This is a genomic window from Flavobacterium tistrianum (assembly GCF_003254545.1).
In the GTDB taxonomy this organism is placed as follows: domain Bacteria; phylum Bacteroidota; class Bacteroidia; order Flavobacteriales; family Flavobacteriaceae; genus Flavobacterium; species Flavobacterium tistrianum.
In genome coordinates, this window is sequence record NZ_QJRH01000072.1 from 141,570 (window position 1) to 161,987 (window position 20,418).

The 20,418-nt window shown below is 34.0% G+C and carries 19 protein-coding genes; 9 read left to right on the forward strand and 10 right to left on the reverse strand.

Annotated features, from left to right (window positions below; all coding sequences use genetic code 11):
• Positions 1 to 68 precede the first annotated feature (68 nt).
• On the reverse strand, positions 69 to 2,123 hold the full coding sequence (locus tag DMB71_RS17460) for a M13 family metallopeptidase (RefSeq protein ID WP_111368254.1): 2,055 nt from the start codon (positions 2,121 to 2,123) through the stop codon (positions 69 to 71).
• A 226-nt stretch (positions 2,124 to 2,349) separates the two neighbouring features.
• Here DMB71_RS17460 and DMB71_RS17465 point away from each other — a divergent pair, with 226 nt between their 5' ends.
• The 5 genes from DMB71_RS17465 (at position 2,350) to DMB71_RS17485 (ending at position 6,641) form a co-directional block, all read left to right on the forward strand.
• Positions 2,350 to 3,015, forward strand: coding sequence for an SCO family protein (locus tag DMB71_RS17465; protein WP_008465695.1), 666 nt, complete (start codon positions 2,350 to 2,352; stop codon positions 3,013 to 3,015).
• A 103-nt stretch (positions 3,016 to 3,118) separates the two neighbouring features.
• A complete protein-coding gene (locus DMB71_RS17470; protein WP_111368256.1) occupies positions 3,119 to 3,358 on the forward strand; it encodes a FeoA family protein in 240 nt (79 codons plus the stop codon).
• On the forward strand, positions 3,358 to 5,457 hold the full coding sequence (gene feoB, locus DMB71_RS17475; protein ID WP_111368257.1) for a ferrous iron transport protein B: 2,100 nt from the start codon (positions 3,358 to 3,360) through the stop codon (positions 5,455 to 5,457). The genes DMB71_RS17470 and feoB overlap by 1 nt, the downstream gene beginning before the upstream one ends.
• Positions 5,458 to 5,463: 6 nt before the next feature.
• Positions 5,464 to 5,589 carry a FeoB-associated Cys-rich membrane protein gene (locus DMB71_RS17480; RefSeq protein WP_111368259.1) on the forward strand — a complete coding sequence of 42 codons (126 nt, stop codon included), beginning with the start codon at positions 5,464 to 5,466 and terminating at the stop codon, positions 5,587 to 5,589.
• 131 nt (positions 5,590 to 5,720) lie between these two features.
• Complete coding sequence (locus DMB71_RS17485) at positions 5,721 to 6,641, forward strand: alpha/beta fold hydrolase (RefSeq protein WP_111368261.1); 921 nt, start codon at positions 5,721 to 5,723, stop codon at positions 6,639 to 6,641.
• 345 nt (positions 6,642 to 6,986) lie between these two features.
• Here the strand turns inward: DMB71_RS17485 and DMB71_RS17490 are convergent, their stop codons facing one another.
• The 3 genes from DMB71_RS17490 to DMB71_RS17500 form a co-directional block, all read right to left on the reverse strand.
• On the reverse strand, positions 6,987 to 7,640 hold the full coding sequence (locus DMB71_RS17490; protein ID WP_111368262.1) for an HD domain-containing protein: 654 nt from the start codon (positions 7,638 to 7,640) through the stop codon (positions 6,987 to 6,989).
• A 167-nt stretch (positions 7,641 to 7,807) separates the two neighbouring features.
• A complete protein-coding gene (locus DMB71_RS17495; RefSeq protein WP_111368264.1) occupies positions 7,808 to 8,803 on the reverse strand; it encodes an acyl-ACP desaturase in 996 nt (331 codons plus the stop codon).
• A 45-nt stretch (positions 8,804 to 8,848) separates the two neighbouring features.
• Entirely contained in the window at positions 8,849 to 9,595 is a 747-nt protein-coding gene (locus DMB71_RS17500; RefSeq protein ID WP_111368266.1) for a lysophospholipid acyltransferase family protein, read from the reverse strand.
• 125 nt (positions 9,596 to 9,720) lie between these two features.
• Between DMB71_RS17500 and rnpA the strand changes: the two genes are divergently transcribed.
• The 4 genes from rnpA to DMB71_RS17520 all read left to right on the forward strand — a co-directional run bounded on the left by rnpA (position 9,721) and on the right by DMB71_RS17520 (position 13,479).
• Entirely contained in the window at positions 9,721 to 10,125 is a 405-nt protein-coding gene (gene rnpA, locus DMB71_RS17505) for a ribonuclease P protein component (RefSeq protein ID WP_111368267.1), read from the forward strand.
• A gap of 70 nt (positions 10,126 to 10,195) precedes the next feature.
• Positions 10,196 to 11,032 (forward strand): DUF4349 domain-containing protein, encoded by an 837-nt coding sequence (locus tag DMB71_RS17510; RefSeq protein ID WP_111368269.1) that lies wholly within the window; start codon positions 10,196 to 10,198, stop codon positions 11,030 to 11,032.
• A 2-nt stretch (positions 11,033 to 11,034) separates the two neighbouring features.
• A complete protein-coding gene (locus DMB71_RS17515; RefSeq protein ID WP_111368271.1) occupies positions 11,035 to 12,672 on the forward strand; it encodes a S41 family peptidase in 1,638 nt (545 codons plus the stop codon).
• Positions 12,673 to 12,675: 3 nt separating this feature from the next.
• Positions 12,676 to 13,479, forward strand: coding sequence for an OmpA family protein (locus DMB71_RS17520; protein ID WP_111368273.1), 804 nt, complete (start codon positions 12,676 to 12,678; stop codon positions 13,477 to 13,479).
• A gap of 72 nt (positions 13,480 to 13,551) precedes the next feature.
• Here DMB71_RS17520 and DMB71_RS17525 read toward each other — a convergent pair whose 3' ends face one another.
• From DMB71_RS17525 to DMB71_RS17550, 6 genes are all read right to left on the reverse strand, one after another.
• Positions 13,552 to 13,998: a GNAT family N-acetyltransferase gene (locus tag DMB71_RS17525; RefSeq protein ID WP_111368275.1), complete on the reverse strand. Its 447-nt coding sequence runs from the start codon at positions 13,996 to 13,998 to the stop codon at positions 13,552 to 13,554.
• A gap of 156 nt (positions 13,999 to 14,154) precedes the next feature.
• Positions 14,155 to 14,796 carry a DUF1579 domain-containing protein gene (locus DMB71_RS17530; RefSeq protein WP_111368276.1) on the reverse strand — a complete coding sequence of 214 codons (642 nt, stop codon included), beginning with the start codon at positions 14,794 to 14,796 and terminating at the stop codon, positions 14,155 to 14,157.
• A gap of 353 nt (positions 14,797 to 15,149) precedes the next feature.
• Positions 15,150 to 16,115 (reverse strand): DUF4837 family protein, encoded by a 966-nt coding sequence (locus tag DMB71_RS17535; RefSeq protein WP_111368278.1) that lies wholly within the window; start codon positions 16,113 to 16,115, stop codon positions 15,150 to 15,152.
• 46 nt (positions 16,116 to 16,161) lie between these two features.
• Positions 16,162 to 17,973, reverse strand: coding sequence for a LysM peptidoglycan-binding domain-containing protein (locus tag DMB71_RS17540; protein WP_111368280.1), 1,812 nt, complete (start codon positions 17,971 to 17,973; stop codon positions 16,162 to 16,164).
• Between the two features lie 110 nt (positions 17,974 to 18,083).
• A complete protein-coding gene (locus tag DMB71_RS17545) occupies positions 18,084 to 19,271 on the reverse strand; it encodes a phosphoglycerate kinase (RefSeq protein WP_111368282.1) in 1,188 nt (395 codons plus the stop codon).
• Positions 19,272 to 19,429: 158 nt separating this feature from the next.
• The gene (locus tag DMB71_RS17550; protein WP_239452995.1) at positions 19,430 to 20,410 is read right to left on the reverse strand and encodes a PorP/SprF family type IX secretion system membrane protein; all 981 of its coding nucleotides are present in this window, start codon (positions 20,408 to 20,410) and stop codon (positions 19,430 to 19,432) included.
• Positions 20,411 to 20,418 lie beyond the last annotated feature (8 nt).

Sequence of the window (20,418 nt, forward strand, 5' to 3'; positions counted from 1 at the left end):
TCTCAAAATAATAACGCAAGAGGGCGGTTCCGAAAGTCGGAACCGCCCTTTTTTAGCATTAAAATGAATTACCAGATTTTAACTCGTTTTTCTGGTTCAACGTACATTTTATCACCTTTCTTAATATCGAAAGCTTTATAGAAAGCATCAACATTTTGAATCGGCACATAAGCTCTGTACATTCCAGGAGAGTGCGGATCTGTTTTTACTTGGTTTTTGATCGCTTCGTCTCTAGATTTTGTTCTCCAAACAGTAGCCCAAGAAATAAAGAAACGTTGTTCTGGTGTAAATCCGTCAATTAAACCTGGATTTCCATGTTGTTTCAAATACAATTGCAAACCATCAAATGCAGCATTGATTCCACCTAAATCTCCAATATTTTCACCTAGTGTAAAATGACCATCGACATGAACTCCTGGCAATGGCTCAAGAGCACTGTATTGATTTGCTAAATCATTTCCTAAAGTCGTAAATTGTTTCAAATCATCTTCTGTCCACCAGTCAACTAAATTTCCTTCAGCATTGTAACGTGCGCCAGAATCATCAAATCCGTGAGAAATCTCATGTCCGATTACGGCACCAATTCCACCATAATTAACTGCTTCGTCAGCTTGATAATTGTAGAAAGGCGGCTGTAAGATTGCGGCTGGGAATACAATTTCGTTATAAGATGGGTTATAATAAGCATTTACTGTTTGCGGAGACATATGCCATTCTGTTTTATCAACAGGTTTAGACAATTTGTCTACGCTTTTCTTAAATCTCCATAACGCTAAGTTTTTAGAATTCTCAAAATAGCTTCCTCCTTCTGCGATGCTTTTAATTTCTAAAGCCGAGTAATCTTTCCATTTATCAGGATATCCAACCTTAATAGTTATTTTGTTCAACTTTTCGATTGCTTTTGCTTTAGTGTCTTTAGACATCCAGCTTAGATTGTTAATGCGATTTTGGTAAGCCGTAATAACATTATGAATCATATCAACCGCTTTGGTTTTAGCTTCAGCAGGAAAAACTTTTTCTACATAAAGCTTTCCAAGAGCTTCACCAACATTTCCGTTAACCACATTAAGCGCTCTTTCTTCAGCCGGCAGCTGTTTTATAGCGCCTCTTAATGTTTTGCTGTAAAAATCAAAATTAGCATTATCAATTTCGGTTGTCAGTTTGCCCGCATTACCGTTAATCAAATCCCATTTCAGATATTCTTTCCATTGTGCCACTTTGTTTTCTTTGAAAACAGTTTGTAAAGCCGTCATATATTTAGGCTCGTTTACAATTACAGTCTCTAATTTAGTAATTCCTAAACCAGCAAAATATTCATTCCATTTAATGGCTGGAGTTAATTTTTGAAGTTCAGCAATTGTCATCGGGTTGTATTGCAAACGGCTGTCTCTTCTTTCAACTCTGTTTAATCTTGGTTTTGATAATTCTGTTTCAAGAGCTAAAACCTCAGTAGCGCTTTGTTTTGCTTTTTCTGGAGATTCTCCAATAAACTGTAGCATTCTTGCAACATGCAATTCATATTTAGCGCGTTTTTCTTTAGAATCTTTGTCATCAGAAGTGTAATAATCTTTATCAGGAAGTCCTAATTGACTTGGTCCTAAATTTACAGAGTTTTTAGAACTGTCTTTATCATCAGCTCCAATGTAAATTCCGAAAAATCCAGCATTGCTTTCTTTTTCCATTTCAACCAAATAATTCTGAACATCAGCAATGTTTTTAATTGCGTCAATTTTTTTCAGATATGGTTTTAAAGGTTCGATTCCTTTCTTATTTCTTCCGATAGAATCTAAATAAGTGTTGAATAAATTAACCGCTTTTCCCTGATCTGTATTCGATTTGTATTTCGGATTTTTAGAGGCTTCTTTTAAAACCTCCATCACATCTTTGTCGGTTCTTTTAATTAGTTCATTAAAACTTCCCCATGTTGTACGATCACTTGGAATTTCTGTTTTTTCAAGCCAAGTTCCGTTTACATATTTGAAAAAATCCTGACTTGGGCTGATTTTCGTATCCATATACGATACATTGATACCTGGTTCCTTTGGCGCTTGAGCTTGAGCTGCAGTTACTGCAAACATCGCAGATATAACACCAAACACAGGTTTAGCAAATTGTTTTTTCATAAAAAGTTATAGTTTAATGGAAAATACAAACGTATTGTTATTATTTCAAAAATTGTGTTAAAATTCTAACTGTAAAACCAAAAAGGCATATAAATGTCACAAATAGAAATTAAACACTGGGATATAGGTCTACAGTTACAATTAAAAGTTACAAAAGCCTGTTAAAAAAATAATACAGTAAAGTTTTTAAAATCTGCTTTTTGTATTTTTGCGCCAAATTATTTTTATGAAATCGCTTTTATACAAATACCGCAAATTCTTTATTGTTTTAATAGTATTTTCGGTTGTTACGATATCTTTGTTTTACTCTGCGTTGAAACCTAAAAAGACGCTTCCGATTTACAATCCAGCTGACGTAAATCCTGAATTGGTAGACAGTACAATTCAGTATAAAAGCAAATACCACACAATTGCCGATTTTTCTTTCATCAATCAAAATGGCGATACGATTACACAGAAAAATTACGAAGGAAAGATCTATGTTGCTGATTTCTTCTTTACAACCTGCGGATCGATTTGCCCGAAAATGTCAACCAATTTAGTTGACGTTCAGAAAGCAGTTTTAAATAATCCAAAAGTAATGCTGCTTTCTCATACTGTTTTCCCTGAAGTGGATAGCGTTTCTGTATTAAAAGCTTATGCTATAAAATACGGTGTTGTAGACAGCAAATGGAATCTAGTTACTGGCGATAAAAAAGAAATCTACAAAATGGCCAGAAAATCGTATTTGGCTGTAAAAATGGGAAGACCAGATCAGCTTTATGATATGGTGCATACCGAGAATTTTGTTTTGGTTGATCAAAAGCGTCGCGTTAGAGGTTTTTATGATGGAACAAACAAAGAAGACATAAAACGTCTTTTGGAAGACATCGAATTCCTTTCTCAAGAGTAAAATCCCTTATTTTTAGAAACTTTTAGCATTTGTGGAGGTGTTAAATACCTTGAAATAAAGAATAATTGCCTACTTTTGCAATCTAAATTCAATCTAAATAAGCTTGCAAAATACAATACACACTCTGAAAAAAGGCGAAAAAGCCATTATCAAAGATTTTGATATCGATCTTGTTCCACTGAAATTATTAGAAATGGGTTGTCTTCCTGGCAGCTTAGTTGAATTATTGCAGGTTGCTCCTTTTGGTGATCCATTATATTTAGACATTAACGGTTCACATGTCGCAATCCGTATTGAAACAGCTCGTGAAATTGAAGTTGAACTTATCAAAACCAATTTGTAATGAGTGTTCAAAATATCAATGTTGCCCTTATCGGAAATCCAAATACTGGAAAAACTTCTGTTTTTAATCAATTAACAGGACTTAACCAGCAAGTTGGAAATTACCCTGGAATTACGGTTGAGAAAAAAATGGGCTTTTGCAAGTTGCCCAATAATGTTAAAGCCAATATTCTAGATTTACCAGGAACATATAGTTTGAATGCCAGTTCGATGGACGAGAGTGTAGTAATCGAACTTTTATTAAACAAAAACGATAAATTATACCCAGATGTAGCAGTTGTCGTAACAGATGTTGAAAATCTGAAACGAAATTTACTGATTTACACACAGATAAAAGACCTTGAAATTCCGACGATTTTGGTCATCAATATGTCTGATCGTATGGAACGAAAAGGAATTTCTTTGGATATTCCGTATTTAGAAGAAAAACTAAAAACAAAAATTGCTTTAGTAAGTTCGAGAAAAGGCATAGGAATCGAGGAATTAAAAGAACTCATAGTTTCTTATAAAAATATTACACACGAACCTTGCTTAAATGCTTCTGTAATTGACCCTGATTACTTTGAAAAACTGCAAAAAGCCTTTCCAAATCAATTGATGTACAAATTGTGGCTGGTAATTACGCAAGATGTCAATTTTTTAAATTTAGATAGAAACGAAATTAGAGGCACTTTTACCAAATCGCATTCAGAATTAAAGCGTTTACAGCAGAAAGAAACCATCAAAAGATATCAGTTTATCAATGATGTTTTAAAAGAAGGTTTAAAGATTGATGCTTCGATGGCGAAAGATATTCGTGCCAAAATTGATCGAGTTCTAACGCATAAGGTTTTTGGTTACGTTATTTTCTTTGCTATTTTGTTTTTGATTTTCCAATCGATTTTTAGCTGGTCTACTATTCCGATGGATTTCATTGACAGCACTTTTGCTTCTTTAAGCAGCTGGGTTGCAGCAGAACTTCCAAGCGGCATTTTGACAGATTTGCTTTCGCAGGGAATTATTCCAGGAATTGGCGGAGTTATTATTTTCATTCCGCAGATTGCGTTCTTGTTTTTGTTCATTTCCATTTTGGAAGAAAGCGGTTATATGAGCCGAGTTGTATTCTTAATGGATAAAATCATGCGCCGATTTGGACTTTCAGGAAAAAGCGTTGTGCCTTTAATTTCAGGAACTGCATGTGCGATTCCGGCAATTATGGCGACTCGAAATATTGAAAACTGGAAAGAACGCCTTATTACGATCTTAGTAACGCCATTCACGACTTGTTCGGCTAGATTGCCCGTTTATGCGATTATTATTTCATTGGTTATTCCGAGTAAAAGAGTTTTTGGAGTATTGAACCTTCAAGGACTAACACTTATGTCTTTATATATTTTAGGATTCTTTATGGCCATTTTATCGGCTAACATTTTGAATAAGGTTTTAAAATTAGAATCAAAAACCTATTTTGTTGTTGAAATGCCAAATTATAAAATGCCACTTTTCAAAAACGTCGGAATCAATGTGGTAGAAAAAACCAAAGCATTTGTTCTTGGTGCAGGTAAAATCATCTTAGCAATATCAGTTATTTTATGGTTCTTGGCTTCTTATGGTCCTGGAAAAGAATTTAATGAGGCTGAGACTATTGTTAAAGAAAAATTTGCCAATACTACTCTAAATGAAACACAATTTGAAAATGAAGTTAATTCTCAAAAACTCGAGAATTCGTATATCGGTTTGATGGGAAGAGCAATTGAGCCTGTAATTCAGCCTTTAGGTTACGATTGGAAAATCGGAATTGCCTTAATCAGTTCGTTTGCTGCCCGTGAAGTTTTCGTTGGAACATTGGCAACCATTTATAGCGTTGGAGATACTGATAATGAATCGACCATAAAAAGCAAAATGCAGGCAGAAGTTCGTCCAGATACGGGAGAAAAAGTATTTGATTTCGCCACCGGAATTTCATTACTACTGTTTTATGCTTTTGCTATGCAATGCGCCAGTACATTGGCGATTACCAAAAAAGAAACCAATTCATGGAAATGGCCTGCAATGCAACTGGTCTTCATGAGTGGTCTTGCTTATATTACCGCATTAATTGCGTATCAACTTTTAAAATAAAAAGTTATGTTTCAAGAAATAATAGCCTTCGCCATATTAGGAATTGCAGTTGCTTTTTTGATCAAAAAGTTTTTCTTTAAATCGAAAAAGAAAAAAGACTGCGGAGGCGGAACTGATTGTGGATGTTCTTAGTTGAAGGGACAAAGGTGCAAAGGTTCATAGGTACAAAGCTTCAAGTAGAATTTAAATTTCTATTTGAAGCTTTTTCTTTTCTCTGCAGTTTCATAAAATTTGATAATTTTAACCTTTCAAATTATTAAAAAATGATACAAAGAGCCTCTTTTCTATTTTTCTTTTTATGTTTAAGTTTCAGTGGATTTTGTCAAAATGCAAATCCAAAACAAACTCCTAATAATTCATTTACTACTTCAGATGGTGTTCCTTTATTTCTGAAAGTTTCAGGCAAAGGCGATGTCTGTATTTTTGTTCATGGTGGTCCTGGCGCGTGGAGCAAATCTTTTGAGGAATTTGGCGGAAATGTACTTGAAGATAAATTAACTATATGCTATTTCGACCAAAGAGGTTGCGGTAGATCTGGATCTCCTGCAGATAACAATTATGGCATGGATAGAATGATTAATGATATTGAAGAAATCCGAGCTCATCTTAAGACGGATAAGGTATTTGTAATTGGGCATTCTTTCGGAGGAATCTTAGCCACTAAATATGCCGAAAAATATCCTCAACATGTAAAAGGTTTAATTTTATTGAATTCTACTCTTGACATAAACGATTCACTTCTTAATCAAATCGCTTTTATGGGCAAAACTCTTGGAAAAGATTTTCCTGTAAAAAGCAAGGATTCAATATTAAATACTTTTTTTGAAGCTAAACAGCAAATTAAAAAAGCTGATCTAGATTATAAAATGCTCTCTGACAATAGAGCAAATGTTGAGAAATTGGACAGCATTGACAACAGTGAAAAAAGAAACTCTTCATTTGCACAGCATGCGTTAAGTGGACCGTTATATTTTAGTGATTTTACAAAAGAAACGGCTTCTATTAAAGTTCCAACTTTAATAATCTCAGGAACAAAAGACAACAACATAGGTCCAGAACATTATCGTTTGTTTAAATTCCCAAACCAAGAAGTTAAGATTATTGATGGCGGACATATTTTGTATTACGAGCAGAATAAGGAATTCAAAAACACGATTCAGAAATTTATTCAAAAAAGTAAATAATGAAGGAAGCAAAATGAAAAGACTTGAGCCAAACTAAAAACCGCACAAAAAAAGTCTTATTATAATGCTTTTAAAACCGTTATAGGTAAAATCATTGTCTCTGTTAAATTACTTTTGAATTATTCAAAATACATTCAAAATGACAAAATTTGAGAAAAGAGAGATAGTTAGGAATAACACTATTACGAGATTGCTTTGGTTTTCATTTGGATTTTTATTTGCTTTTGTAATAATGTGCCTTTTAAAATTTAGATAATAAATCTATGTGAGCTATACTACTTTAAATAATAAAATAAAAAAACGGCTCTAAATCTAAAGCCGTTTTTTTATAATCAAAATTAAAACCTATTTCAATCCTTCCCACTCTGCATAAAACTGAGCAAGGAAAGTTTCCATAAACTGATGTCTCTCAGCTGCTATTTCTTTTCCTTTTTCGGTATTCATTTTATCTTTTAGAAGTAATAGCTTTTCGTAAAAATGATTTATAGTTGGAGCGTTGTTCTTTTTATACTCCTCTTTTGTCATATTGGTGATTGGAGCAATTTCTGGATTGTGTAAAGCTCGGTTCTTAAATCCGCCGTAATTAAACGCTCTTGCAACGCCAATGGCGCCAATTGCATCTAAACGATCAGCATCTTGAACAACATCTAATTCGACAGAAGAGAACTTTCTTTCGAAATTTCCGCCTTTATAAGAGATATTTTCAATAATATTAACCACATGGGCAATTATATCCTCAGAAACATTTTCGGCCTCTAAAAACGCTCTTGCTGTTTTTGGTCCAATAGTTTCATCTCCATTATGAAATTTGCTATCGGCTATATCGTGCAATAATGCTCCTAATTGTACAATGGTAAGATCACATTCTGTTTCTTTTGCAATCAGCAGCGTATTTTTGTAAACACGTTCAATATGAAACCAATCATGGCCGCCTTCGGCATCATTTAGTTTTTCTTTTACGAAAGCAATGGTTTTAATAATTAAAGCTGAGTCACTCATACAGAAGTTTTTACAGTTTATAAAAAAATGTTGATTGCCAAAGATTAAAATCTCCAACAATCAACAAATATGTTTTAAAGCAACAATGTTGCTTTTTTCAAATTACAAATATTTTAAATTCCAAGTTCTACTCAAGAATCTGAAATCTACATTCTAAGATCTAAAATTTAAAGTCTAGCAGGTTCGACCCATTTAAAAATGTGCGATTCCTTAGGAATCACAATTCTCTCTGAGATTTTTGCCATTCTCGCTGGCAATTTCATTAAATAATCACGCGCTTTCTCTGCTTCATCAGAAAGATTGCCAATTTTATCAATCTCCCATTTGTTGATTAATTTCTGCATGATTTCAACATAATCGTTTGCAGTATAAACTCCAATACGTTGAGCTGAATCAGAAAACTGTTCGAAAGCTGTACTGATTTTTTGACCAGATTCTCTCAAAAAGTGAGCTGGCATAACGATTTTCTGCTTCATCATGTATTGAAAAGCTAACATCATTTCGCTTGGATCAACTTGGAAAATTCTAGTAACAAATTCGCTATATGCATGGTGGTGACGCATTTCATCACCTGCAATCATTTTACACATTTTAGACAACTTGTTATCGCCAAATTTCTTAGCCATCTGCGCTACTCTATTGTGCGAAACATAGGTTGCTAATTCCTGAAAACTAGTGTATACAAAGTTTTTGTATGGGTCAGTTCCAGTTCCAATATCAAAACCATCGTTGATCAAGTGCTGTGTAGTCATTTCGATTTCACGCATGTTTACACGACCAGACAAATACAAGTATTTATTTAAAAGATCACCGTGGCGGTTTTCTTCTCCAGTCCATTGTCTTACCCACTTTGCCCAACCGTTTCCTTGGCCTTCTTCTTGCTGATCTATTCCTTCAACATCCATTAACCATGACTCATATGTAGGCAAAGCCTCTTCTGTGATTGTATCACCAACAAGTGTAACCCAGAAATCGTACGGAAGTTCTTTAGCAATCTCGCGTAATTCTTTTACCTCTTCAAAGAAATTTTCTCCTTGAGAATCTGGTAAGAAATCCGACGGCTGCCAAATTTTTTCCACTGGAATTAAATACTGTTCAACGAAGCTATCCACGTTTTTTTCCAAAAACTGCATTACTTCTAATCTAATGTTTTTTATAGACATTACTTATTATAGATTTGGGTTGTACGTTTTAGCTCGGACTAAAACTTAAACCTGTTTATATTCATTTATTCCTTCTTTAACTGCTTTTTCAGTAATCTCCATCAGCTCTTCAAACTTATAATCTTTAACAGCTAAAGCTGGATGAGCTGTAAACTTCAGATGATTTCCTAAACCAACAGGAAAAAAACCAAACTTTACCATTTTCCAAGAATTATTGATGCTTACCGGTACAACATATGCAGATGGTGCATATTTGCATAAAATTTTCAAACCGCTTTGCGCAAATTCTTTTGGTACTCCTGTCTTACTTCTTGTTCCTTCCGGAAAAATAACGGCAGATCTTGTGTTTTTTTCGATATATTCAGACAAGCCTTTAATAACTGGTATTGCTTGTTTAGGGTCTTTTCGGTCAATTAGGACAGATCCTCCGTATTTCAAATTATAAGAAACACTCGGAATTCCGCTGCCTAACTCCTTCTTACTTACAAATTTACAATGAAAACGTCTAAAGTACCAAATCATTGCCACGATATCGTACATACTTTGGTGATTTGCCACAAAAATGATTGGCGCACCTTTCGGAACCGTGTCTACGCCTTCAATCGTATATCTTGTCCCGACAAGATTGGTACATTTTAAAAGGCAGAAATTTAAATAATCAACACTTTTTTTGTGAGCCTGGTAACCAAAAACATTTAAACAAATCCACTGAATTGGATGAAAAACAACCAAACATAAACCAAATAATAAATAGTAAATTACCGATATTGGATAAGAAATAATTTTTTCCATGCTTCAAAAATTAATGCGCAAAAGTAGTAAATAAATTTTTAGACTTATTAAAATTGAAAACAATAACCGTTTTTCTGGTTTAATTGTACCTTTGCACTAGAATTTGCAAATTTTTTCTGAATTAAATGAACTTTACTTACCCTAAAAACGAGCGTTTAAAAAGCAAAACGACCATTGGATTACTATTTTCTGAAGGAAAATCGGTGTCCAAATATCCGCTTCGTTTGGTTTACCGTCAAGCGGAAGCAAATTCAGAAGAACAAACTAAGATTGGCGTTTCGGTTTCTAAGAAATATTTCAAGAAAGCCGTTGATCGAAATTACTTCAAAAGAGTTTTACGTGAAACCTATCGATTAAACAAACATTTGCTTTTGGATAATCTGGATCGTCCGTATTCGATTATGCTTTTTTATCAAACCAAAGACCGTTTGCCTTATGATGAAATCAATACTAAAATGATTCAGTTGTTTGAGAAATTTACAGCGCAGATCAACAAACCTCAAGATTCTGAACCAAAAACGGAAGCGTAAATTTCAAAACGTAAGATTATTAATCAAGTTAGGCAAAAAAATCGTAGTTTTAGCTCTAAATTGAAATTTTATGCGTCAACTTTTCTTTTTATCTGTTTTATTTTTAATGCTTTCTGGTTGCAGTAAATCTGAAGCTGAGACTAATGATGTTGCAGTAAGCGCCGTTATGGTTCCTCCACCGCCACCTGCTGGAGCGAGTGAGTCTAATAGAAAAGATCAAGATTTAAGTGAATCTTCAACAACTAAAATTCCGCAGAAAATAATCAAACAGGGATCGCTCCGATTTGAAACAGATAATTTAGAAAACACTTACAATCAAATTCAAAAAGCCGTTTCAGACAACAAAGCAAGAATCATAAACGATTCTGAAGGGAAAGATTACAACAGTGTTTACAGAAGCCTTACAGTAAAAGTGCCTAGCCAGAATTTTGATCGTTTTATAAATAATGTTTCAAAAGGAGTTTCTTATTTTGAAGTTAAAAATATATCAGCAGAAGATATAACAGAACAATTTATTGATTTAACTTCTAGATTAAATACGAAGAAAAAACTCGAAGAACGTTATCTGCAAATCTTACAGAAAGCGACTAAAGTCAGTGAGATTTTAGAAATTGAAAAACAGATTTCGGCTATCCGCGAAGAAATAGAATCAAAAGAAGGCCAGCTTAAATATTTAGAAAGCCGTGTCTCTGAAAGCACAGTCACCATTGACTTTTACAAAAAGACACCTGAAAAAGAAGGTATTAAAATATCCTATGGCTCAAAAATCTGGAACGCAATTAAATCTGGATTCTTTAGTTTATCCGATTTTTTAATATCGTTAATCAGCGTTTGGCCGTTTGTTATCCTATTTTGTGTATTTGCCTATTTTATAAGAAAAAGATTAAAAAGAAGAAAAAAAGAATAATCATGTATCCGTATTTCAAAAAGAAATTTATTATACCAGTCGCTGCGGCGGGAATGTTATTTGTTGGAACCAGTTTTAGAGAAGATTTTTTTGAAATTGCCAAACAGATCGAAATTTTCACGACTTTGTTTAAAGCTGTAAATACTAATTATGTCGACGAAACCAATCCCGGAGATTTGATGGATAAAGCCATCAAAAGCATGTTGGGAAGTTTAGATCCATACACGGTTTATTTTAATGAGCAAGATGTTGTCAATTTCAAAATCAACAATACTGGAGAGTATACAGGAATTGGGGCTTTGATTTCTAGAAAAAATGACCGCTTAATTGTTCGTGAACCTTATAAAAATTATCCAGCAGACAAAGCCGGACTTAAAGCAGGAGACGAAATTATTCAAATCGGTGATGTTTTGATCGCTGATTTTAAAGATGATGCTTCTCAATTATTGAAAGGAACAAAAAACACTAAAATCAATATCAAATATCTTCGTCAAGGAAAACCAAGTACTACGGTTTTGGTTTTGGATGAAGTGGATATTAAATCGGTTCCTTTTTACGGAAAAATTGATGATAAAACGGGTTATATTGTTTTAGCGCATTTTAGCAGAAAAGCTTCTGCCGAAGTGAAAGATGCATTGGAAAAATTAAAAGCCGACGGAGCCAAACAAATCGTTTTAGATTTAAGAGGAAATCCAGGAGGCTTATTGAACGAAGCAATCGATATCTGCAATTTGTTTGTTCCAAAGAATGAAGTAATTGTAACGACTAAATCGCGAATTGAAAAACATAACAATACTTATAAAACTCAGAAAGAACCAGTTGACACTGAAATTCCGTTGGCGATTTTAGTGAATGGAAGAAGTGCTTCGGCTTCTGAAATTGTTTCGGGCGCTTTGCAGGATTTAGATCGTGCGGTTATTCTAGGAAGCAGAAGTTTCGGAAAAGGTTTGGTGCAGCGTTCGGTTGATTTAACTTACGGAACTCAGCTGAAAGTAACCATTTCAAGATATTATACGCCTTCTGGAAGATGTATTCAGGCTTTGGACTATTCGCATAAAGATAAAAATGGCGTGGCTCAAAAAACAGATGCCAAAAATTATAATGCTTTTAAAACCAGAAAAGGAAGAACGGTTTATGATGGCGGAGGAGTTTTACCAGATATCGAATTGGAAGAAGCAAAAACCAGTGCCATTGCAACAGCTTTAATCAAAAACGATGGTGTATTTGATTATGCTACAACGTATTATTACAAAAATCCAAATTTAGGAGATAAGATTCCGACTTTGACAGATGCAGATTATACCGCTTTCAAGCAATATCTAAAAACGAACAAAATCACTTTTGATACAGAAACCGAAGTGGCTTTGAAAAACACTTTAGCTGCAGCTAAAAAAGAAAAAATAGATGAGACCATCACTGCCGAATATCAGCAATTGTTGAATGCTTTAGAAAAAAGCGAAACTACTTTACTGGACAAAAACCAAAAAGAAATTAAAAACATGATTTTAGAAGAATTGATTAAAAGATATCAATATCAAGAAGGTTTGTATCAGTATTATTTAAAAAACAATTCAGAAATTAAAAGAGCAGTTAGTGTATTAAATAACCCGACAGAATATAAAACGATTTTAAAAATGTAGTGAATGAAAATAACTCTAGCCCTGACTCTTTTTTCATTTTATACAGTAACGGCACAACAAAAACCTGTTGAAACTATTTATTTTGAATTTGACAGGTATGATCTGACAGATAAACAAATTACTGTTGTTTCAAACTTTATAAAAAATATAGACACTTCTAAAGTAGAGTCTATACAGATTTATGGCTATTGTGATGATCGTGGAAATGATGAGTATAACTTTAGATTATCTAATAATCGAGCCAATACGATTCAGAATCTATTGATCGAAAGAGGATTCAATCAAAGTAAAATTGTTATTCTGGAAGGAAAAGGACGTGTTGTCGTAAAAGCAGATACGGTTGAGAATCTGTATGAGACACGTCTGCGGAATCGGCGGGTTGATTTGATTGTGGTTAAGAAAAATAGTTTCGGAAAAGGAGTTTATACTTCTTTCAAAGACAATTTAAAAGTTGGCGATAAAGTATATTTAGAGTCTATTTTATTTGATATCGGAAGCGCCAAACTTACTAGCAATTCTAAAAAAGAACTGGATAAAATTGCTGTCATACTCCAAAATCATAGATCCTTAAATTTTGAAATCAGAGGGCATGTGTGCTGCACTCCAGAAATTTACAGCGACGGAATTGATAAAGATACCAAAGAAAGAAGACTTTCCTGGAATCGCGCCAAAACTGTTTTCCATTATTTAATATCAAAAAAAATATCCAAAAGCCGGATGACGTATATTGGATGCGGCAATCGATATCCATTAGGTCGAGGCGATAATTACGATCGACGGGTGGAGTTTGTGATTACGAAAATTTGATTTTAAAGGTTCTAAGATTCTGAGTAGCTAAGGTTCTAAGTTTTCTACTTGTTGGAATATGAAGATTTTCAATCAATCTCGAATCATTTCTATATGCGGAATATCATCTTCAAGATACATTTCGCTGGTTTGAACAAAACCGTGGCTTTCGTAGAATTTCTTCAAATACAATTGTGCACCTATGGTTATTTTATCTTTTCCAAAATTGGATTTAATTCCAGCTATGGCTTCACGCATTAGTTCATGTCCCCATTTTCTGTCTCTGTAATTGGCATCTACAGTAACCCTTCCGATTGAAGCGTTATCAAAACTAATTCCTGCGTCAAATAAACGCGAATAGGCTACTATTTTACCTTCAAACTCCCCAATTAGGTGTAAAGCTTTCTTATCTTTGCTGTCAAGATCCAAATAAACGCAATTTTGCTCTACTACAAAGATTTCACTTCTCAGTTTGAGCAAATCATATAACTCATGAACATTTAATGCCTCAAAAGGCTTTATTTTCCATTTTAATTCCATTCTTACTTATTTTTGCCACAAAGGCACGAACGCGCTAAGTTATATTATTTTTTTAGCTAACTAAAGTTTCTTATAAAAATCAAAAAGACACAAAGTAGTATCTCATAGAAATAAAACTTTGTGCCTTTGTACCTATGTTTCTTTGTACCTAAGAAGTTACTTTTTCGTCATTATAATTTCCATGCTTTTATATTCCGTTCCGTTTTTTGTATCGTACATTTCCATTTTACGGGTTTTAGCATCTACGATGGTGTAAACTTCTCTATACTTAATATTTTTTGCTGTTACAGGATCTGCCATTTCTCCGTCATATTCGACACTCTTGGTGCTTTCATTATATTTTCCTCGACCAACCATCATTCCTGTTCCCATATTATCGATAAATGTGGAGATATATTCTTTGCTAGCGTTATTATAACCAACTGTTCCTTTACCTTCAAATGGTTGCCCCATCATAGTTCCTTTATAGGTTGCTTCTTGAAAGCGACCGCCTAAGACCATTTTGATCTCTGCTACAGAAGTTTCTTTTTCGGGTTTAGCATTTGCATCAGACCAAAATGTCATATCACAATTCCATGTTCCCACTTCATCAGCCAGCATTTTATGCGGGTTTCCTGGCGTTGCATATTCCTGCCAAGCTTTCATTTGTGCCGCAGAATCTAATGGTGCTTCTGTAACAGGTTCTTCTGTTTTAACAGAATCTGTTGCTGCTGGAGTTACTGTTTCTTCTTTCACTTCTTTTTTACAAGAAATAAAACACAGGGTTATTATTGCTAAGGTTGAGGTTAATTTTTTCATAACTATTTGTTTTTATGTTTGTTATGAATAAAAGTACGAAAAATTTTGTTTGTTTTATTTTGTTTCAGGTTTCATGTTTCATGTTAATATACTTTGAGGACTTAACCGCAAAGTTCGCAAAGGATTTACCCGGAGGCGCAAAGTTTTTTTTTTTGAAAAAACTGTTGAAATGTATTTGTCTCACTAAGCAGAGTCGAAGGATAAGCGCAATGTGTTAAAGTATATTTAATCTCGTAAGGACGCTAAGTTACATTGAGAAGGTCAAGTTCTCTAAAAAATGCACATATTAAATCGTGAAATTTTGAAGCCCTAAACTTGAAACTTTGAACTTGAAACCTAAAAAACAAAAACCTTTATCGTTTGTCGATTCTCACGGTTTTTATGATTGCTTCCAGTTCTAGCATTAAATCGCGTTCTTGATGTGAGGGCGAATAAGAGAATCCTTCGATAACCAAAACTCGATTAAAGGTTGGGTCTAGTATTGCATAATTGATAAATGGCCCTGTCATGAAATCGTTTTTCAATTCCCAAGTTCCTTTTGTTTCGAAGGCTTCTTTGTTGTCCAACATTACTTTTGAAAAATACGGCGCGTAAGCTTCGCTGGTAATCATTTGCGTATTGGGCTCACGTCCTTGAATGTATTTACCGATTGAGTCCCGCATTTTGACAATAGCGTTTACGACATCTTTTTTCTTCTTGAAATTAGAAAGCGGAATCTGGTAAATCAATAAACTGGTATTGCCACTTATGATTTCTTTTTTAAGCCAAATGAATTTCTTTTTATGCAACATGTATTCATATCCTGTCGGGATTTGAATATTGATGTGAAATTTGTTTTTTAAGATTGCTTTATTTAATAGCGATGCGCTATTGTCTTCCTGAATTTTCTGAATTTCGGCGTCATGAATAATTTTGATTATTTGAGGAGCGTTCAATTCAAGACTGCAGATAATATCGTCTACAGATTTTCCGTAAATGCGAAAGGTATTGTGAGGTAATGTTTTGCTTCGAATGATTTCGAATTTATCAGCAGGTGCTTTTTTGACCACAATAATGCTTCGGCTATCGGTTACAAAACCTTCTAAAAGTCTAGCAGGATATTGATTTATGGTAAAAAGCGGCTCTTCTTGGGTAAGTCCAAGAACTGGAGAGGCAAATTTATTTCTAATGCTATCGCCTACTTCTCCATACCACAATTGGTCATCGATAATGACCGAAATGGTATTGGTTTTTCCAGAAACTGTTTCTTGTTTTTCACTTTTGAAACAAGAAGCCAAGAAAAATGGAGCTAATAGCAATAAAAAATGGGTTTTATTCATTTTTTTAATTTATGAAATAAAACCCAAATTTAATAAGATTATTCTATTATCCGTTTATTTTAAGTTTCATTCCCGGTTTAATATCTTCATCTTTAATACCATTCCATTTTTTAATATCTGAAATTGTTACTCCAGGATATTTTTTAGAAATGCTATATAAAGAATCTCCTTTTTTAACGTAATAATCTTCACTAACGTTTTTAGAAGGCGCTTTTTTCTTGAATGAATCAACCGAGTTTGATGCAATTGCTGTTGAAGCCGGCTCTTCTATAACGATCGCTGCTTTAGAAATAATTAATGTTTTTCCTAAACCAATGTTATTTGAAGTTAAATTATTAAGTTCTTTTAACTCCGCAATAGTCGTACCGAATTTCTTTGCAATGCTACCTAAATTATCGCCAGCCACTACAACATAGTCCATATCTACGGCTGTTTTCTCTTTATTTTCGGCAGATGCAATGGCTTGTTCTTTGTCTACAACAGCAGGAACAGTTTTAACAGGAGCCTCTTCTTCTGCCTTAATTTTTAGGCTTCTACCAATTGCAACAGCATTTGTTTTTAAGTTATTCCATTTTTTAATATCCGAGATACTTACGTCATACTTAGCGGCAATCGCACCTAAATTGTCTCCTTTTCTAACTTTATAAAATTCAAAGTCTCCATTATCAACCGCTGCTGGTTTTGTAACAGCAGGTTTTGCTTTTGGAGCATATTTTACTGCTAGTCTAGAAGATGTAGCTCTAAACTCTTTATCATATTTTACGTAAGCATAAATTTGTTCTTCGTTTGAAACAAATGTCGCTACTTTATCTTTTGGAAGTCTGATAAAATGCTGTTCTCCTTGATAGAACGGTACAACACCCATTTTATATGACGGATTTAAAAGTTGAATCTGAGATTGTGGCATATCTAGTAAATCAGCAAGCTGTTTGAAAGACATTTGATTTTTTACTGCTACTGTATCAGTTTCAAAGTTTTTAACTACTGCTCTTTCAGGATTGATTCCGTGTTCTTTATGATATTCAAAAAGATACATAGTTGCTAAGAAAGCAGGAACATAACCTTGAGTTTCTTTTGGAAGATAATTGCGAATGTCCCAGTATGAAGTTTTTCCGCCAGAACGACGAATTGCTTTGGTAACATTTCCTGGACCTGAATTGTAAGAAGCTAAAACCAGTTCCCAGTCACCAAAAATATTAAACATTTTGGTCATGTACTCAGATGCTGCGGCCGTAGCTTTAAGAGGGTCACTCCTTTCGTCGATATAAGAATCGATTTTAAGAGCGTATTGTTTTCCAGTTCCGTACATAAACTGCCAAAGACCCGTAGCGCCCATTTTAGAAACTGCTTTAGGATTTAAAGCAGATTCTACAACGGCTAAATATTTTATTTCCAAAGGAACGTTCTGTTTGGCAAAAGCGTCCTCAAACATTGGGAAATAATATTCTGATAAAGCCATTAATCGAGAAAACGATTTTTTACGGTTCTTAAGAAATGACTTTATGATATTTTCTAAACCTTGATTGTATTGTATCTCAAAAGGTGATTTCTGATTCATCGCCGCCAAACGTTGCTTTAGCAATTCGGTTGGAAGTTCTTCATCAACAGTAACATCTTTGTTAATGGTTTGAATGTCTTTGGTTAGATCATCATAAATATCTAGACTTACTAATTCGTTCATCCATAAACTATCTACTTTTGCAGCAAGATCGTTCTTTTTGAATGTGCTTTTAATAGAATCTAAATATGAAAGCTTAACCTCTGGTTTCAGTTCTATATCTGCCTTTGCCGCTTCTTGTGCACAGACAGCTAACGAAAAGAAAGCCGAAACCACTAACGATAATTTCTTTACAATCATATAACATTATTTTAAAATTCTGTAATTCAAACAATTACAAGAGTTGTATTTTTGCAAACTTAAGCCCTTTATTGAAGAAAACTGTTTAAAAAAATGTTAATTGTGATTTTTTAGTCTAAAATCGCTGCGATTCCAGGTAAAATTCTTCCTTCTAACATTTCAAGCATAGCCCCGCCACCAGTGGAAACGTAGCTCATTTTATCTTCAAATCCGAACTGTTTTACTGCTGCGACAGAATCTCCACCTCCAACTAATGAAAATGCTCCATTTGCTGTAGCTTCTGCGATATAATCTCCTAATGCAATTGTTCCTTTAGAGAACGTTTCCATTTCAAAAACTCCCAATGGACCATTCCAAAGAATTGTTTTTGACTCTAAAATAACTTTTTTGAAGTTTTCTAGAGATTTTGGACCTGCATCTAAACCTTGCCATCCGTCAGGAATTGCAGTTACATCTACAACCTGAGTATTTGCATTGTTTGAGAAATCGTCTGCTGCAATAACATCAACAGGAATATGAACCTGAACGCCTTTTTCTTTTGCTAATCTTAAAATTTCAAGAGCTAAATCTAATTTATCATCTTCACAGATAGATTCACCGATTTTTCCGCCTTGAGCTTTAATGAAAGTAAAAGTCATTCCTCCTCCAATAATCATGTGATCTACTTTATCTAAGATATTTTCGATTACCGTGATTTTAGAAGAAACTTTAGAACCTCCAAGAACAGCAGTTACAGGTTTTTCACTGTTTTTAAGAACTTTATTTAAACTGTCAATTTCTTTTGCCAATAATGTTCCGAAACATTTATCGTTTGGAAAAAATTGCGCAATAATTGTAGTAGATGCATGTGCTCTGTGAGCAGTTCCAAATGCATCATTTACATAAATATCTCCAAGTGAAGCCAATTCTTTAGCAAAAGCTACATCTCCAGCTTCTTCTTCAGCATGAAAACGTAAATTTTCTAATAAAAGAACTTCGCCAGGTTTTAACTCTTTTGCTGCAGTCTGAGCTGGTTCTCCAACGCAGTTTTCAGCAAATTTTACTTGAACTCCTAAAATTTCAGAAGCTGTTTTTAAGATATGTTTAAGAGAATATTTCTCTTCTGCTCCTTTTGGTCTTCCAAGATGCGACATTAAAATCACACTTCCACCTTGTTTTAAAATTGTATCGATTGTTGGTTTCGCAGCTTCAATACGTGTTGTATCTGTTACATTAAAATTTTCATCCAATGGCACGTTGAAGTCAACACGGATAATTGCTTTTTTATTTTTAAAATCGAAATCGTTTAAAGTTTTCATCTGCTAATTTTTTTAATTTTTTGAAAGAATAACAAATATAGAACTTTTAACGAAGTCTAAATTTCAAAAAAGCAAAAATAATCCAGCAATAAAAACGAAAACGTTGTAAATTATGAAAACAAACAAATTTATTCTCAAAGATGATAAAATTTAATTGCTTAATCTCGAATAGGACTTTGTGTACAAGGACAGTTACTAATAGATTGCAAGAAGTCGAACCCTATTGTGATGGAATGTGTTCCTGAATTATAACTTCCAAGGCCATTAAACATCAACTGGTAAGAGTATGCAAAATAGAATTTAGATTTCATAAAACCGGCCATTGGTCCCATTGCCAAAGGTTTTGGGAACTGGTCATTTAAGAAACGGTATGAAACTCCGATCCAATAGTAATCTTCGTAACGATTGTAACGTCTGTATTTGAAGTTAAAATCGGTTGTAGAACGTCCGTCACTCGCAAAGTACTGTAAGAAAACCGATGGTTCGTATTCAATACGTCTGTTTTCTGCATCTTTAAAAGTAAATCCAGAGTATACTTGAAAGTTTGATAAAAGATCTGGTTCGTTCACTCTTTCAAGACTAATATTCTTTTTCAACACGTTGTTGGCATTAAAACTGAAATAAAACCCTCTGTTACGATACAAAGCACTAATATCGAAGTTATTATTGGCACTATAGCGATTATCTGTAGGTGCCGGCCCGCCAATTGGAGGGTTTCCATTACTCCCATCATCAAAATTTCCTGTCTCAATTCGGAAACTATTAAAGTTGTAAGAGATACCAAAAGATAAATACTGTTCTGTACGATAATCTAAAATCAAGTGGTGCGCAAAAGAAACTTTTGCACCTGTTTGTCTTGTATTACCGTTGCTATCATTATACAATGAAATACCTACTCCCGAACGATCTAAAAGACGAAAATCTGCATACAATGATTGGTTGTCTGGTGCATCTTTAATTCCGACCCACTGCGTTAAACCGTTGGCTCTAATACGGAGATTATCTCCAATACCAGCATACGCAGGAGAAAGAATAAAAGGGTTATCAGCTAAATACTGTGTAAACACTGGTAGGTTTAACTCTTGGCTGTAACTTGTTGTTACAGCCATGAGTACTAAGGATAAAATAAACTTTTTCATTGTATTAA

Excerpts from the sequence above, each read along its gene's own strand:
- DMB71_RS17465 (WP_008465695.1), top strand. The coding sequence starts at position 2,350 with ATGAAATCGCTTTTATACAAATACCGCAAATTCTTTATTGTTTTAATA.
- DMB71_RS17550 (WP_239452995.1), bottom strand. The coding sequence starts at position 20,410 with ATGAAAAAGTTTATTTTATCCTTAGTACTCATGGCTGTAACAACAAGT.
- DMB71_RS17530 (WP_111368276.1), bottom strand. The coding sequence starts at position 14,796 with ATGAAAAAATTAACCTCAACCTTAGCAATAATAACCCTGTGTTTTATT.
- DMB71_RS17495 (WP_111368264.1), bottom strand. The coding sequence starts at position 8,803 with ATGTCTATAAAAAACATTAGATTAGAAGTAATGCAGTTTTTGGAAAAA.
- DMB71_RS17490 (WP_111368262.1), bottom strand. The coding sequence starts at position 7,640 with ATGAGTGACTCAGCTTTAATTATTAAAACCATTGCTTTCGTAAAAGAA.
- DMB71_RS17485 (WP_111368261.1), top strand. The coding sequence starts at position 5,721 with ATGATACAAAGAGCCTCTTTTCTATTTTTCTTTTTATGTTTAAGTTTC.
- DMB71_RS17510 (WP_111368269.1), top strand. The coding sequence starts at position 10,196 with ATGCGTCAACTTTTCTTTTTATCTGTTTTATTTTTAATGCTTTCTGGT.
- DMB71_RS17500 (WP_111368266.1), bottom strand. The coding sequence starts at position 9,595 with ATGGAAAAAATTATTTCTTATCCAATATCGGTAATTTACTATTTATTA.
- DMB71_RS17535 (WP_111368278.1), bottom strand. The coding sequence starts at position 16,115 with ATGAATAAAACCCATTTTTTATTGCTATTAGCTCCATTTTTCTTGGCT.
- rnpA (WP_111368267.1), top strand. The coding sequence starts at position 9,721 with ATGAACTTTACTTACCCTAAAAACGAGCGTTTAAAAAGCAAAACGACC.
- DMB71_RS17460 (WP_111368254.1), bottom strand. The coding sequence starts at position 2,123 with ATGAAAAAACAATTTGCTAAACCTGTGTTTGGTGTTATATCTGCGATG.
- DMB71_RS17480 (WP_111368259.1), top strand. The coding sequence starts at position 5,464 with ATGTTTCAAGAAATAATAGCCTTCGCCATATTAGGAATTGCAGTTGCT.
- DMB71_RS17545 (WP_111368282.1), bottom strand. The coding sequence starts at position 19,271 with ATGAAAACTTTAAACGATTTCGATTTTAAAAATAAAAAAGCAATTATC.
- DMB71_RS17525 (WP_111368275.1), bottom strand. The coding sequence starts at position 13,998 with ATGGAATTAAAATGGAAAATAAAGCCTTTTGAGGCATTAAATGTTCAT.
- feoB (WP_111368257.1), top strand. The coding sequence starts at position 3,358 with ATGAGTGTTCAAAATATCAATGTTGCCCTTATCGGAAATCCAAATACT.
- DMB71_RS17515 (WP_111368271.1), top strand. The coding sequence starts at position 11,035 with ATGTATCCGTATTTCAAAAAGAAATTTATTATACCAGTCGCTGCGGCG.
- DMB71_RS17520 (WP_111368273.1), top strand. The coding sequence starts at position 12,676 with ATGAAAATAACTCTAGCCCTGACTCTTTTTTCATTTTATACAGTAACG.
- DMB71_RS17540 (WP_111368280.1), bottom strand. The coding sequence starts at position 17,973 with ATGATTGTAAAGAAATTATCGTTAGTGGTTTCGGCTTTCTTTTCGTTA.